A 15,737-nucleotide genomic window follows, 5' to 3' on the forward strand; every position below is an offset into this window, starting at 1 on the left:
GGGCTCGCCAATCCAATAAAGACCCCTTTATCAACGGTATCTACCTGTGTATTGAAACGCGCAAGTCTCAATGCCGCACAAGCTGCATATAAAAATGCTATAGCCCAGCCAAATTTACCCAGGTTTCCCAGCGCCCAGCTGAAAACGACCAAGGCAGGAGCCAGGCCGAATGAAACCATGTCTGAAAGCGAGTCATATTGAACACCAAAGGCACTTTGGGTATCTGTCAGGCGAGCTACGCGCCCATCCAACCCATCCAGTACCATCGCGACAAAAATCGCTATCGCAGCCGATTCAAAATGCCCACTCATACCTGCGACAATGGCATAAAAGCCGCTAAACAGTGCGCCTGTTGTCACAAGATTGGGCAGCAGGTAGATACCTCGTGCGCGCACTCTTTTACCACTGGAAGAAACCTCTTCCTCAACATGCTCATCGACAGGCAAACGAATTTCCTCAGTAGCCTCACTACTTGAGTCTATGGGCTGTTTTTCGCCCCCTTGACCGCTCATATACTCTCCATTGATGCATTGTGCAGTCAGCGAGTTTAACGCCAATTTACCACCCGAGCCCAGAGCAAAAAAAAACGGCAGGGTCGCCCCTGCCGTTTTTGCCAACCTTAAGTCAGCTATTACCTTCGGTGCGATCAATAATTTTATTCGCTTTGATCCACGGCATCATGGCGCGGAGTTTTGCCCCTACTTGCTCAATCTCGTGTTCGCTACCAATGCGACGCTCTGCTTTCAGACGCGGCTGCCCCGCCAGGGACTCGAGCATAAAGTCTTTGGCAAACTTACCGGTTTGAATATCTTTAAGAACCCGTTTCATTTCTGCCTTGGTTTCTTCCGTAACAATACGCGGGCCAGTTACGTAGTCACCATACTCTGCGGTATTGGAGATAGAGTAGCGCATATCGGCAATGCCCCCCTGGTACATCAGGTCGACAATCAGCTTCAATTCATGCAGACATTCAAAATACGCCATTTCCGGAGCATAGCCGGCTTCTACCAGAGTCTCAAAACCAGCCGTTACAAGCGCGGAGACACCCCCACACAAGACAGCCTGCTCACCGAAGAGATCTGTTTCAGTCTCTTCGCGGAAGTTGGTTTCAATAATACCTGAGCGGCCTCCACCATTAGCTGAGGCATAAGACAGCGCCAAGTCTTTTGCTTTACCTGTCGCATCCTGATAAACCGCAATCAAGGTAGGGACACCGCCTCCCTCAAGGTAGGTCGATCGAACGGTATGGCCGGGCCCCTTGGGAGCAACCATAATGACATCGACATCCGCTGGTGGCTCAATCAATTCAAAGTGCACATTAAAACCATGCGCGAAAGCCAGTGCTGCACCAGACTTTAAATTTGGAGCAACTTGCTCTTTGTAAATATTCGCCTGGTATTCATCCGGAGCGAGAATCATAACCACGTCGGCATCTTTCACCGCATCGACAACTTCAGCTACCTTCAAGCCCGCGCCTTCAGCCTTTTTCCAGGAAGCAGACCCCTCGCGCAACCCAACAACAACATTCGCTACACCAGAGTCTTTCAGGTTATTGGCATGGGCATGACCTTGAGATCCATAACCAATAATGGCTACTGTTTTTCCCTGAATTAAAGAAAGGTCACAATCTTTGTCGTAATAAACTTGCATCGCTCAATTCCTGCTTTTTGCTCTATACATTTAATACTTTTTCACCGCGGGCAATCCCAGAAACTCCGGATCGCACCACTTCCATAATTGTGTGCTCCCCCAGCGCCTGGAGGAACGCATCGAGTTTTTCGCCAGTACCTGCCACCTGTACCGTGTACATACTGCTGGTGACATCGACGATCTGCCCGCGAAAAATATCGACACTGCGCTTCACCTCGTCGCGCTGGGCACCATTGGCTCGCACTTTCACCAATAGCAGCTCCCGCTCGATATGAGAGCCTTCAGTGAGGTCCACCAATTTCACAACGTCAATAAGCTTGTTTAGGTTCTTGGTAATTTGCTCAATCTTGTGATCGTCACCAATCGTCACCAAAGTGAGACGCGATAAAGTCGCATCCTCAGTAGGCGCCACGGTGAGGCTTTCAATGTTGTAGCCACGCTGGGAAAACAAGCCAACAACACGGGACAATGCCCCAGGTTCATTCTCCATCAGAACCGAAATTATTCTACGCATCGCCCTACCCTTTAAGTTCTCTCAGTTTTGCTCAGCCACATGTCACGCATGGAGCCATTTGGTAGCACTTGCATGGGATAGACATGCTCAGATGGGTCGACGTACACGTCGATAAATACAGTGCGATCCTTAATTGCAAAAGCTTCTTGCAACTTGTTGTGTAGGTCTTCACGACGCTCCACTTTCACCCCGACGTGACCGTATGCCTCGGCGAGTTTCACAAAGTCAGGCAGCGATTCCTCGTAAACACTATTGGAAAGCCTTCCTTCATATTGCATCTCCTGCCACTGCTTCACCATCCCGAGAGCCTGGTTGTTAAGGCAGAGGATTTTTACTGGCAGATGATATTGGGTAGCCGTAGAAAGCTCCTGAATACACATCTGGATACTTCCCTCGCCAGTTACGCACACAACCTCTTTATCCGGGTGAGCTATTTTCACCCCCAAGGCTGCCGGTAAGCCGAAACCCATAGTCCCCAACCCACCGGAGTTAATCCAGCGGCGCGGTTTATCAAACAGGTAATATTGCGCAGCAAACATCTGGTGTTGCCCTACATCGGATGTCACAAAAGCATCACCCTCAGTAATGTCATACACCGCCTTGATCACATCCTGCGGCATTATCAGAGCACCATTAGTCTGATAACGAGGAGCCGTGTAGAGCCCGTGACGTTCACGCCAATCATCGATTTGGCGCCACCAGTCAACTATCGCGGAGTGATCCGGCTGCTCATCATTGGCTTTCAACGCTTCGAGCATCTCCCGAAGGACAGCCTGGACCGTGCCGACAATCGGGATATCGGCAACAATCGTTTTAGAGATCGAAGCCGGATCGACGTCGATATGAATAATTTTGGCACCCGGGCAGAATTTGCCTGGAGTATTTGTCACCCGGTCATCAAAGCGCGCACCTACAGCCAAGATAACGTCGGCGTGATGCATGGCTGTATTTGCCTCGAAAGTGCCGTGCATACCGAGCATTCCCAAGAAACGCCTGTCACTTCCGGGAAATGCTCCGAGCCCCATCAAGGTATTAGTCACCGGGTAGTTCAACTTTCTAGCCAGCTCGGTGAGAAGCTCGGCGCCGCCACCCTGCACCACTCCCCCGCCGGCATAAATCACCGGGCGGCGAGCTGATAGCAACATAGCAATCGCTTTGCGAATCTGGCCGCCATGCCCCTTACCGGCTGGGGTATAGGAGCGCATCCGCAATTTTTCAGGGTAGTGGTAGGGGAATCTCTCCGCCGGGTTGGTTACATCCTTTGGAACATCGATCACTACGGGACCGGGACGGCCAGTATTGGCGATAAAAAATGCCTTTTTGACGATCGTAGGAATATCTTCAGCATTTTTTACCAAAAAGCTGTGCTTCACGATCGGCCGCGAGCAACCGACCATATCTGTTTCCTGAAACGCATCCTCACCGATCTTATCCCTGGGTACCTGGCCGGATATCACCACCATAGGGATAGAATCCATATAGGCCGTTGCGATGCCAGTAATCGCGTTCGTAGCACCGGGACCAGACGTCACCAGTACCACACCCGCCTTACCAGTAGACCGTGCATAGCCATCAGCAGCATGGGTCGCACCCTGCTCGTGGCGCACGAGAATATGCTTTATCGACTTCTGCCGAAAAATAGCATCATAGATATGTAACGCTGAGCCGCCCGGGTATCCAAAAATCAGATCCACCCCTTCATCCTGCAGCGCGCGAACCAACATATCGCCGCCGGAAAGTAATTCCACTTGAGTCTCCTCAATTTTCCTGTTTTATAGGATAGCCATCACCGAAAACGTATAAAACGCCTACAAGCAAGAATGCCAGACAGCAATTATAGGGGAAAATGGTGACAAATATCAGCCTGTTGCGTGTTTAGCTGCCGATTTTTAGGATGAACTGATCGCGCATAAACACCCAACCCCAAGTAAATCTACAAAGGTTCACTACGGGGTTAGCAGGCCTCCAGGGGTGGGGAGGGCCACTCAGTGGAATTTCGATGGAGGGTGTTCCATCAGGGTTAGACTCAAAACCACGGGTGTGCGGTGAGATCTAGTCACTGAGTAAACCCCCGATTTTGCCAATTGAGTCCTGACTGTCAATAGGTGTCTGCGAAAGTGTTAAGACAGTTACAGGAAAACCCACCAGTACCGGTACAATAAGGGGACGGAAGGAACATCAACACAAGGGGTAAGCACCATGCGCATCTTACTGGCGCTATTGATTGCAGTAACAGCTACGACCACTCAAGCCGACGGCATCTATAAATGGGTAGATGAGAATGGTGTTGTCCACTTCGGTGAGCAACCTCCAGGAGGCACTCAAGTGGACGTGATCAAAAAGCCCAAATCAGAGCGCTATAAGAAATGGGAAGCTGAACAACATGCGATAGCCGCACGTGAAGCACAGAAAAGTGCACCTCAGGTGCCTCAACAGTCAAAGGAAGAACAGCTGCCTGACGCTGAGCACCAGAGACAACAGGAGGCCAGGGCTAAAGAAGAGGCAGCAAAACGAGCAGAGCTCTGTGTCGCGTACCAAAAGAACCTTAAGAGCCTGACCACACACGCGAGAGTGCGCGAAAAAGATAAAGATGGAAACTATCGCAGGCTCGGAGAAGATGAGCGGCAAGAACGCATTACCAAAGCCCGCGAGCAAATCAAGAAAAACTGCTAGTCGCCCTTCTAGCGATACCGATTCCTAAGGCTCACGGTAGGGACTATCAGTAAATTGATCCAGGCTATAGCGTTCGGTGTAATAGCCTGGTTCAAAAGCACTATCCCTGGCCATAGGTACCGTCACCCTGGCAATACTCAATTGCTTCACCAGATAGGGGCCATCCTGCCCGGCATCGCGAATTAAGAGCCCGTAAAACTCCAGGGGAACCCAGTGCCGCCCCGCCGTTAACTCAAGAGCATTTTGCGTTGTGCCTATCGGGGATTGCTCATCGTTATACAGGGAGCCCTGAAAATAGTAGCGCCCCTCTCTGCTGATATCGACTTCCGCCTCAATTAATAAATTGCCATCGGCGGTAACGGAATCCCGCAACGAGCCCGTATAGCTTCCCGTATCCTCAGATAGGGTGAATGCTGCCGCATCTCGGAGACCATCAATATCCGTATCCACAATGACCTTAAAAATGCCCGCCTCCAGCACCTGGCTATTAAAGGAGCCCGCCTCCATCAATACTTCGTAGACTAAGTCTCCATCCGAATCACTGAAAGCCAAGGTACCCACGACTTCTTGGTCTTCGTAAACCAACAGCGCAGTCAAGTCAGCACTGACCCGATCTCCATCACTATCGGCCTGATAGGCAAAAACCCGAATAGTATCCCCACGCAAATAAAACTTTTCATCTGTCCATATAGTCAGAGAATCCCCTTCCTCACTGTGAGTGGTTCTTTCATCCACCGCGAATGTCTGAGTAATCGGGTCTTGCTCAGGAGTTTTAATTGCTCGGTTTTCTGGCGGATAGCGATGAAAGCGGGCTAGATCCGAGAGAAGGGATTCGTGTAACTCAGTCTTGTTGGGCAGGGACTGAATTCCCTTCCATAGTTTTACAGACTGATCCTCTTCCTCTTGCTCCAGTTCCGCCGGCTTAACGTTATCAGGCTTGCGGCTTCGGATAGATTGCTCTTCAGCTTTTGCTTTAGCTACAACAGCGGGCGTCGCCTCTTCACTACCAGCCAGGGCCCAGTAACCCACCAATCCAGTAACTACGGCCAGTACACCCCAGCCTGCCAGCCGGGCCTTTGAGCGATCTTTGCTTGATGTGGACATCAATACCTCCGAAGCCTTTTATTTTTTTAGTTAATTTGTGCAGGCTGAGATTCTACCCGCGCTGTTCTTTCCTGAGCCACAGTCCAGTCCATCGGGAATAGAATCATAATCGGGGGATAGAATACCACCGTTACGCTGCGCATCATGATCTGTATAGATACTGGCCAAATTGTAAGATCGAGCAGTGCCTTTACTGTCGTTATCACAAGAGAAAATCGCGCTGCCGTAAGCTACGCCAAACAGGGTTTCATATTCTTTGAGATTCGACCACAGGTTGCGCTTGGCAGATCCGGAACAGTTCATTTGCGAAGCCAAATTAATGTAACCGTCATCCTCACCATTCAGCAGCATGGAGGTAGCACTTTCCACACCTGGGAAGCCCGCATAACCCCCAATGGTGTACACCGGCGCACCGAGATTAGTCCCTACATAATTTCTCACAGTGTAAACATCATTAGTCTGCATATAGCGAACCGCCGAACACTCACGCCCAAGAAATAGTGCATTGACCAAATCGTCATACCAGCTTCCATTACATATCCGATCAACGCCTTCAGTACCGGTAATTGCACCTCCTGTGGTGAATATTGCAGCAACACCGCTGATAGCCGCATCAAAATCAACGCTCACTGCATAGCTCTCGTTAAGCCCGGCAACTCGAACTTCTTCTTCAACCGTTTTACAGGATTTACTGCCATACCAAGTCGTGGAACATTTTTTTACTTCTTGAATTTCTGTATTGCTATCGAACTGGTTGTAGGCGCGATTGTAGTATGGGGATCCTTCAACAGCGTTACCCGCGATATACATCATTTGGGCGGCACCCTGGCTGTGGGAAATAATCCAGAAAGTGTCCTCTGCTGAGCACTGGTTTTCGTGTTCAAACCGATCTCCCTGACCAGAGCGGATCTCTATAATTTGACGAGCAATTTCACCCGCAGTCTCATCATGCCAATAGGGAAATTCACCTTCATCAGTTGAGTTATAACCGACAACGCCGTAATTGCCGCCATCAACTAACAATTGCTCAATAAAATCACTGCTAGAATATTCGTCGAAAACCGCCTCACTCCAATAGTCCAGTGCTGGCTGCACTAAACTCCCATCATTACTTTCACTTGTAGTGTGTCCTTCGACTCCGTGTCCATGAACCAGGATATAGCAGTTTTCCGCTACCGCTGATGAAGCTCCAATTATCGCCGAGAAAAAAATAGACAGGCTTGTACCCAGCCTTTTAGACAGTGCCATTGTTATTTTCCTTTATTGTTTTAGTAAGTGGTAACTCTCGTGACTGAAGAGTTTTAAAAAATCTGAATAACGCAATGTACAGCAGACGACTAAAACTTATCCTTAACGCTCTATTTCGGAATAGGATTAAAGGCGCCAGAGGGGGGTCGAATCCGCCACGCGAAGCGACCAATTCGTCATATTCCTCAATTTATACTCGTGCTTTGAGGCGCCTTTGCTATGATGCCGGCAACGCCACCCGGACGGCAGTAAGTCATGAGAGACCAAAATAAAAATATGTCCGGCCATGCCGGCGTGCCCAAGATATTTGCGCCTTACTTTGTGGTTGCCGCCGCCAGGCTCGGCATCCCCACCGAGACGCTAATTGAACGATTGCCATTCTCATTTAGCTGGAATCCAGGAGAGAGTGAATGGCTTAATTACAGTGAATTCAATGCTCTAATTGAAAGCATACTGGCGCTATCCCCTGTTACTTCACCAGGTCTCAGCTTTAGTCGCTTCCCAATTATGCTTTGGCTTGAAGAAACTATTATCGAAGCTCAGCCCTCCTTGAGACGGCCGAGGGAGATCTTTCGCCCTGCAGAAATTGTACTCTCACAAACTCTGGCCCCCCTCTTGCGGTTCCAGACCTACCAGGAAGCCGATGCGGAAGTACTCACACTCAACTGGCAGCAGGAACTCTTTAGCGCTCCGGTCAATCATTTTATTGCTGAAATGCTGATGAGTCGTGGAGTAGATCTCTTGCGCACTCTTAACCCGAGGTTTCCCGAGGTCCGGGGATTAAAGTTACGCAGTGAAAAGCCAGAGGATGACTCTATCCACAAGAGGATTTTCCAGTGCCCAATTGAATTTTCCGCTGATGAAAATGCGATTATCCTGGGCTCCCAGATACTGGACTTCCCTATACCCAGTTACCATAAAATCATTCGCAGCCAGAGCCGAAATATATTAAAAGCAGTTCTACACAACACTTTAACCAGCTATAACCTGGCAGCGAGTTTGCGAGCCTGGCTCGAGAAGCACTTGCTCAGTGAAGAAATCACTATCAAACAAGCCGCAGCCCACTTCCGCACCAGTGGCCGCACTTTACAGCGCAGATTGAGAGAACAGGGAGTAACATTCCAGCAGCTTAAAGACAGTGTTACGCTATCTCTGACCAAGAAACTCCTTCTCTCAACCAGTGATTCCGTAGAAAGCATTGCGGTACAACTTCATTTTGCCGAACGCGCAGTATTTACCCGCTTCTTTAAAAAACATGAGGGAGTCACCCCTTCCGAGTTCCGTCGCAGTAATGTCGGCAGAGATATTTTCGAAGCGTAAATAAGTGTAAAGAGACTCAGGAGGCCGCTACAGCCTCCGCCTCAAAATTCCGCCCAAGATACATATACATCGCCGGCACGACAAATAAAGTAAATAGCGTTCCAATTGTCATACCGGTCGCCACTACCAAGCCCATTGCAAACCTTGCTCCTCCTCCTGGCCCCGACGCTATTAACAATGGAACCATCGCCAAAACCAGAGATGCAGTAGTCATTAAAATCGGTCGCAAACGGATTGACGTGGCCTGCTCAATCGCTGATCGCTTATCAAGCCCTGAGAGCTGTAACTTATTGGCAAACTCCACTATCAGAATGCCGTGTTTGGAAATAACCCCAATCAGGGTAACCAGACCCACTTGTGTGTAAATATTGAGGGTCGTCAATCCTAGACTGACAAAAATCATCGCTCCGCAAACACTCATCGGTACGGTGACCAACATAATCAAGGGATCGCGCCAGGATTCAAATTGAGCGGCCAGCACCAAATAAATCACTATCAAGGCAAAGAAAAAGGTAACCACCAAATCCGATCCTTCAGTTTTGAATTGCCTGGACTGCCCCGAGTAATCTACAGAATACTCGACTGGTAAGATTTCTTTAGCCGCATTATCCAACACCATCAATGCTTCACCCAACGTAATCCCAGGGCGTGGCACACCCGAAATAGTGACGGCATTTAATTGTTGAAATCTCTTTAGTTGCTGTGGTTCAACGGTTTCCGTGAGCCTTATCAAAGTACTTACAGGAACCAACTTGTCATTTACCGCCCGAATATAATATTGCTCCAGCTGATCGGGGGTAAGGCGGTCAACTCTCTCGACTTGAGGAATAACTTTATAACTGCGATTATCCAGGGAAAAACGGTTGACATAAGCCCCGGATAACATCGCTCCTAAGTCACGACTCAGGTCCACCATTTCCACACCCATACTGGCCGCTTTATCACGATCAATTTCTATTACAATTTTTGGCTTATCAATTTTCAGATCAGAATCTAGAAAAATAAACTTTCGACTCTCCAAAGCTCGGGTCATAATATCGCTTGCCACCGATGCCAGATTCTCCATGGGCTCTGTAGAACCGATAACAAATTCAACCGGAAGCTGCCCTCCCGCAGTTGGCAGACTTGGTGGCACCACAACGGCTATTTTTAACCCGGCTATTTGCTGTACATCACTGCTAATCAACTCCTGCATCTTTTCCGTATCGCGGTCTCTCCCTTCCCAGGGAGCCAAAACAAACCCGGCCACCGCATTATTAACACCACTACTGAAGGTGCCCGCCCCATTAAGCAGAAAAAGATTTTCAACCTCAGTAAATCTCTCAGCAATGACATTAAGTTCACCACTGTACTGTTCAACATAATCTAAAGTTGCGTAAGCATCGGCAGTAGAAATTGTAAGAACAAGCCCCCTATCTTCTGTAGGTTCAAGCTCTTGAGGGGACGTCACAAATAAGAAGTAACAACTTATCAATACAATTAAGCCGAAAACCAAAATAACTCGGCGTTCATCAAGAGAAGAATGGAGCGATTTTTCAAATCTCGTCTGAAGTCGATTAAATTGGCGTTCCAGCCAAATTTCAAACCGGGTACCTCCACCATCGTGAGGCTTTAATATTTTCGAGGCCATCATGGGAGATAAAGTAAGAGCGACCACTCCAGACAGTAATACGGCGCCAGCTAGGGAGAATGCAAACTCTATGAATAGGGTCCCGGTTAAACCACCAAGAAAACCAATAGGAATATATACTGCAATTAGCGTTGTAGTCATAGCCACTACAGGCCATGCCAACTCTCGAGCACCTACGATCGCAGCCTCTTTTGGAGGCAAGCCCTCCTCTATATGTCGATGGACATTTTCCAGAACAATAATGGCATCATCAACAACAATTCCGATTGCCAGAACCATACTTAGCAATGTGAGCAAGTTGATGGAAAATCCCATTAAAAACATTAAAAAGAATGCACCAACAAGAGAAAGAGGTAGTGCAATTGCTGGAATTAATACGCTGCGAACTGATCCCAGAAACAAATAAATCACCAAAATTACTATAAATACTGCTTCAACAATTGTTTTGACGACCTCTTCAATGGAGTCCTGAATATATTCAGTACTGTCGTAAGGAATTTCACCTATCATACCCTCTGGCAATTGTGGAAAAATTTTCTGCTCCAACTCCTCGCGTACTTTTTTAATAACTTCAAGGGAGTTCGCATCGGGTGCCACCTCAATAGCAATAAAAGTGGCAGACTGCCCGTTAAAAGTCACAGAGCTGTCATAGGATTCCGCTCCTAACTCTATCTCCGCCACTTCACCTAGACGAACCAGCTTATCCCCATCGGCTCTAACCACTAGCTTGCGGAAATCCAATTGACGTGCAATATCTGTATCCGCACGTATTTCCAGTGCCACACGGGTTCCCTTTGTCGAACCAACTGCCGAAAGAATATTATTATCCCTGAGCGCATCAGAAATATCTGCAGGTGTGACTTCCAATGCCGCCATCTCTGTCGGCTTTAACCAGACTCTCATTGCAAAAGTACTGTCACCCAAAAGGCGAGCTCGCTGCACACCAGCTATAGTCGCCAATTTAGGTTGAACAACGCGTGTCAGATAATCCGTAATTTGATTATTAGCGAGAATATTTGAGGAAAAAGAAAGGTACATTGCAGCAGTGGTTTCTCCCTGCTGCATTTCCACGCTGGAATCCTCTGATTCATCAGGCAATTCACTGCGCAGCTTATTTACCTTGGCAACGACCTGAGTTAACACTTCATTTGGATCGTAATCAAAACGTACATAAACGTTTATCGTCGATAGACCTTGCACGCTGGTGGAGACCATGTAATCGATACCATCTGCAGTAGCAATCTCTTGCTCAAGCGGCGTAGTAATAAACCCCTGCACTAGATCTGAGTCGGCACCAACATAAACGGTGGTTACTGTAATAACTGCATTTTCAAGTTCCGGGTACTGCCTGACATTTAATTCCGTTAGCGATCTTAAACCCAATAGAAAAATAAATAGGCTGACTACGCAGGCCAACACTGGCTTTCGAATGAAAATCTCTGTGAAATTCACAACCTATAAATTCCAGGTTTAACTATTTTCCGGTGTGGGGTCCGCGCTTTCTGGGGGTTGATTCTGATTATTGATAACCGCTTTCTCTCCATTGCGAAGTTTGAGTAATCCGCTGCTAGCCACTATATCCCCCACCAAAAGTCCTTGTGTAATTTCAACTAGATCCCCACGCTCCTCACCAGTTTTCACAAACCTTTTAACTGCGATCATATGCTCGCCATCTTTATCGGGCTCCAACACAAAAACCGCCACCCCATAGGGAGCAAAAGCCAATGCGGTTCTGGGAATAACGAGCACTTTTCGCTGTGCACTTATCTTTACGGATACCTGGGCAAACATCCCAGGACGTAAATCGTGTTGGGGGTTTTTCAGAGTAGCTTGAATCAGAAAGTTCCTACTTGCACTATCCACCTGAGGGTCGACAGCAGTAATTCTTCCTTCGTAGGTATTTTTAGGGAAAGCATCTGTTGTCAACTGAATAGCAAGCCCAGCCTTAACCAAGGCATATTTTTGTTCAGGGAGGGAAAAATCAACAAAAATAGGATCAAGTTGCTGTAGAGAAACAACAGACTCCCCCGGGCTTACATTCTGCCCAAGATCGATTTGTCGAATTCCCAGTACTCCACTAAAAGGCGCCACGATGACTCGCTGATCCACCCTGGCCCGCTGCACTTCTATATTGGCAACCACCTGATCCAAAGTACTGCGAGCGCTATCCAAATCTGCTTCGGTTGTCACACCTCGCCCCAGCAGAGTCTTGATCCGCACGTAATTGCGACGGGCCAAGCGAAGCTCTGCATCCAACACCTGCAACTGCGCCTTTTCCGGTTCGGCAAAAATTTCCGCCAATAAATCGCCCTTCCTAACATGCTGGCCCGACTTGAAGTGAATAGCGCTGATAACCCCCTGAGCTTCGGTAGTAACCTCTACACCATTAACAGCTCGAATGGTGCCTATTCCTCTCAGGTCTTCCTTCCAATATTGAAACTGGGCGGTTGCTGAAGTCACTGTGGCCGCAGGCAGGGCTAAGTTGTCTATGAACTGATTCACCATATGCCTGCCAATTAATTTATAAGCAAAAATTCCGCCGAAGAGCAAAAGGCATCCCAGCAGCATTAGCAACATACGCTTACTGATATCAGGCCCCCGTAAGGTGTCGTCAATAAAAACTATAAACTGATACTTGCAAGGGAAACTATGCGCTACGGAGGGGTGCCCCTCTACGTAAATATCCGAACAAACGGATTAGCGCACCTGTGAGTATAGATATGGAGAGAGTGAGGAATCGGTGGGAGTTTAGGGGTGCACTATATGGCACCCCCAAGTGCTTTTTTATCGGAATACGGCTTTATCGCCTTCAACATCCGCGTGGATCGTTGCTCCAGGGGAAAACTTACCGGCGAGAACATCTTGCGCCAGCGGGTTTTCCAGCCATACCTGAATAGCACGCTTTAATGGCCGTGCACCATAAACGGGATCGAACCCAACTTCTGCTAATTTATCCAGCAGACTTTCAGATACCTCTAATTTCAGGTCCCTCTCTGTCAGTCGACGGCAAAGTTGTTGCAACTGAATTTCGGCAATAGAGCGTACTTCTGCCTTATCCAGTGGATGGAAAACAACCACTTCGTCAATACGATTTATGAACTCTGGCCTGAAATGGTTCCCCACCACTTCCATCACCGCACTTTTCATCTGTCGATAACGAATTTCAGCATCCAGGTCATCACCATTTTCAGCTGTGGCGTATTTTTGAATTAAATCTGAGCCAAGGTTTGAAGTCATTACGACAACGGTATTACGAAAGTCTACCGTGCGCCCCTGGCCGTCGGTCAGGCGGCCATCATCAAGAACCTGTAAAAGAATATTGAATACATCGGGATGCGCTTTCTCCACTTCGTCTAATAGCACAACAGAATAGGGCTTTCTCCGCACCGCTTCAGTCAGGTATCCCCCTTCTTCATAACCTACATATCCGGGAGGTGCGCCAATCAGTCGGGCCACAGAGTGCTTCTCCATAAATTCCGACATATCGATACGCACCATGGCGTCTTCTGTGTCAAACAAGAACTGAGCCAATGCCTTGCATAATTCCGTCTTACCCACACCAGTTGGGCCGAGGAACAAGAATGAGCCATTGGGTCGGTTGGGATCAGCTAGCCCCGCCCTTGAGCGGCGTACGGCATTAGCAACCGCTTCCACCGCTTCCCCCTGTCCGATGACCCGCTTGTGCAACTCATCTTCCATTCGCAGTAGCTTTTCACGCTCACCTTCGAGCATCTTAGATACAGGAATACCCGTCCAGCGGGATACCACTTCAGCCACCTCTTCATCGGTAACCCGATTGCGCAGCAGGCGGGGTTCTTCAGAAGCTTCAGCGGTAGCGGCACTTTTAAGCTGTTGTTCAAGTTGTGGTATTACACCGTACTGTAATTCAGACATTCTATTAAGATCACCTGCACGCCGTGCGGACTCCATATCGAGCTTGGCCTGCTCGAGCTTTTCCTTGAGGTCATGGCTGCCGGCAAGCTGTGCCTTCTCCGCCTTCCAAACCTCTTCAAGGTCGGAGTATTCCCGCTCCAGTTGTAGAATCTCTTCTTCCAGTTTCGACAGGCGTTTTTTAGTCGCCTCATCATCCGTATCCTTTTTAACCGCCTCACGTTCAATCTTTAATTGAATTAAACGGCGCTCCAATTTATCCATGGATTCCGGTTTGGAGTCGATCTCCATGCGTATCCGGCTGGCGGCCTCATCAATAAGATCAATCGCTTTATCTGGTAATTGACGATCAGTGATGTAACGCTGCGATAATTTTGTCGCGGCAATAATTGCAGAGTCGGTAATATCAACGCCATGGTGTACTTCGTAGCGTTCTTTTAATCCACGCAGAATCGCAACCGTATCCTCTTCAGTTGGTTCATCAACCAATACTTTTTGGAAACGCCGCTCAAGCGCTGCATCTTTCTCAATATATTGCCGATACTCATCCAGAGTGGTTGCACCGACACAATGTAATTCCCCGCGGGCCAAAGCGGGTTTCAGCATATTTCCCGCATCCATGGCCCCCTCAGCTTTACCGGCACCCACCATCGTGTGGATCTCATCGATAAAGAGAATAATGCGACCTTCCTGTTTTGATAATTCGTTGAGTACTGCTTTTAATCGCTCTTCAAATTCTCCACGAAATTTTGCGCCCGCCAACAATGCCCCCAAATCCAGGGAAAGAAGACGTTTGTCCTTTAGCCCTTCCGGTACTTCACCATTGACGATACGTTGAGCGAGCCCTTCAACAATGGCAGTTTTACCAACACCCGGCTCACCAATTAGTACAGGGTTATTCTTGGTACGCCGCTGTAAGACTTGAATCGTCCGCCGTATTTCATCATCGCGGCCGATCACTGGGTCAAGCTTGCCGGCCAGAGCCCTCTCGGTCAGGTCGAGAGTATATTTATCCAGCGCCTGGCGCGCTTCTTCCGCATTGGGGTCATCCACTTTTTCGTCGCCACGCACTTTTTGAATTGCCGCCTCTAATTGTTTAATGTTGCCATTGGCATTTAGGATATTGGAAATCTCTCCCGCCGCAGAGTCGAAAGCCGCCAGTAATACAGTTTCACTGGAAATAAAACTGTCACCATTTTGTTGGGCTCGCTTGTCCGTGAGATTCATTAAGCGCATTAATTCCTGGGACATCCCCACATCACCCGTGGGGGAAGTCACCCGCGGCAGGCTATCCAACCGCTTGGCAAGGTCATTGCGCAACCCGTTTAGGTTAAATCCCGCCTGTGACAGGAATGCGGGTACGCTTCCGTTGTTCTGGTTAAGCAGTGCCAGAATCAAGTGCTCGGGATAAATCTGGTTGTGGTCGCGCCCTACCGCTAGGGATTGCGCATCAGCAAATGCCGCCTGTAGCGGGTTTGTCATTCGGTCAATTCGCATGAACGAAACCTCTTTTACTCGATTTTTTCAGAAACGCTGCGATAGTGGCACTAATTTGCCTTTTACATTCGCTATGGTACTGACAAGTAAAATAGGGGCGCAGGAAGGGTTTTCAATGATTTAAATCAATAGCGACATTTATTCTATGCAAAATGGTTTTGCGGCAAATCTATCTCTTATAATTTTTACAGCTCAGTCAACACCCAGCCT

11 protein-coding genes (1 of these 11 only partly in view) are annotated in these 15,737 nt (G+C 48.4%); 2 read left to right on the top strand and 9 right to left on the bottom strand.

Annotated elements, in window-relative coordinates:
* From pssA to ACJJI6_RS13815, 4 genes are all read right to left on the bottom strand, one after another.
* A protein-coding gene (gene pssA / locus ACJJI6_RS13800; RefSeq protein ID WP_282934338.1) for a CDP-diacylglycerol--serine O-phosphatidyltransferase crosses the window boundary here: on the bottom strand, positions 1–512 show its 5' portion. 364 nt of this gene lie to the left of the window's left edge; the window shows 512 of its 876 coding nt (coding positions 1–512); it begins with the start codon at positions 510–512; its stop codon lies off the left edge, out of view.
* 112 nt (positions 513–624) lie between these two features.
* Complete coding sequence (ilvC, locus tag ACJJI6_RS13805; protein ID WP_282934339.1) at positions 625–1,650, bottom strand: ketol-acid reductoisomerase; 1,026 nt, start codon at positions 1,648–1,650, stop codon at positions 625–627.
* Between the two features lie 22 nt (positions 1,651–1,672).
* Positions 1,673–2,164: an acetolactate synthase small subunit gene (ilvN, locus tag ACJJI6_RS13810; protein WP_143729360.1), complete on the bottom strand. Its 492-nt coding sequence runs from the start codon at positions 2,162–2,164 to the stop codon at positions 1,673–1,675.
* A gap of 11 nt (positions 2,165–2,175) precedes the next feature.
* Entirely contained in the window at positions 2,176–3,912 is a 1,737-nt protein-coding gene (locus tag ACJJI6_RS13815) for an acetolactate synthase 3 large subunit (protein ID WP_475710887.1), read from the bottom strand.
* A 451-nt stretch (positions 3,913–4,363) separates the two neighbouring features.
* Between ACJJI6_RS13815 and ACJJI6_RS13820 the strand changes: the two genes are divergently transcribed.
* Positions 4,364–4,837 carry a DUF4124 domain-containing protein gene (locus ACJJI6_RS13820; RefSeq protein ID WP_475710888.1) on the top strand — a complete coding sequence of 158 codons (474 nt, stop codon included), beginning with the start codon at positions 4,364–4,366 and terminating at the stop codon, positions 4,835–4,837.
* Positions 4,838–4,861: 24 nt separating this feature from the next.
* On the opposite strand, the gene ACJJI6_RS13825 is transcribed toward ACJJI6_RS13820, so the two are convergent.
* Both ACJJI6_RS13825 and ACJJI6_RS13830 read right to left on the bottom strand, forming a co-directional pair.
* A complete protein-coding gene (locus ACJJI6_RS13825) occupies positions 4,862–5,941 on the bottom strand; it encodes a DUF4785 family immunoglobulin-like domain-containing protein (protein ID WP_475710890.1) in 1,080 nt (359 codons plus the stop codon).
* Between the two features lie 30 nt (positions 5,942–5,971).
* Positions 5,972–7,189, bottom strand: a complete 1,218-nt coding sequence (locus ACJJI6_RS13830; RefSeq protein ID WP_413664323.1) for a hypothetical protein — start codon at positions 7,187–7,189, stop codon at positions 5,972–5,974.
* Between the two features lie 255 nt (positions 7,190–7,444).
* Here ACJJI6_RS13830 and ACJJI6_RS13835 point away from each other — a divergent pair, with 255 nt between their 5' ends.
* Positions 7,445–8,509: a helix-turn-helix domain-containing protein gene (locus ACJJI6_RS13835; RefSeq protein WP_475710892.1), complete on the top strand. Its 1,065-nt coding sequence runs from the start codon at positions 7,445–7,447 to the stop codon at positions 8,507–8,509.
* Between the two features lie 16 nt (positions 8,510–8,525).
* On the opposite strand, the gene ACJJI6_RS13840 is transcribed toward ACJJI6_RS13835, so the two are convergent.
* The 3 genes from ACJJI6_RS13840 to clpB all read right to left on the bottom strand — a co-directional run bounded on the left by ACJJI6_RS13840 (position 8,526) and on the right by clpB (position 15,527).
* Positions 8,526–11,591 carry an efflux RND transporter permease subunit gene (locus tag ACJJI6_RS13840; RefSeq protein WP_475710893.1) on the bottom strand — a complete coding sequence of 1,022 codons (3,066 nt, stop codon included), beginning with the start codon at positions 11,589–11,591 and terminating at the stop codon, positions 8,526–8,528.
* Positions 11,592–11,609: 18 nt separating this feature from the next.
* On the bottom strand, positions 11,610–12,716 hold the full coding sequence (locus ACJJI6_RS13845) for an efflux RND transporter periplasmic adaptor subunit (protein WP_444895247.1): 1,107 nt from the start codon (positions 12,714–12,716) through the stop codon (positions 11,610–11,612).
* 207 nt (positions 12,717–12,923) lie between these two features.
* Positions 12,924–15,527 carry an ATP-dependent chaperone ClpB gene (clpB, locus tag ACJJI6_RS13850; protein WP_475710894.1) on the bottom strand — a complete coding sequence of 868 codons (2,604 nt, stop codon included), beginning with the start codon at positions 15,525–15,527 and terminating at the stop codon, positions 12,924–12,926.
* Positions 15,528–15,737: the final 210 nt, after the last annotated feature.

It is taken from the genome of Microbulbifer maximicatervae (SeqCode), assembly GCF_056232625.1.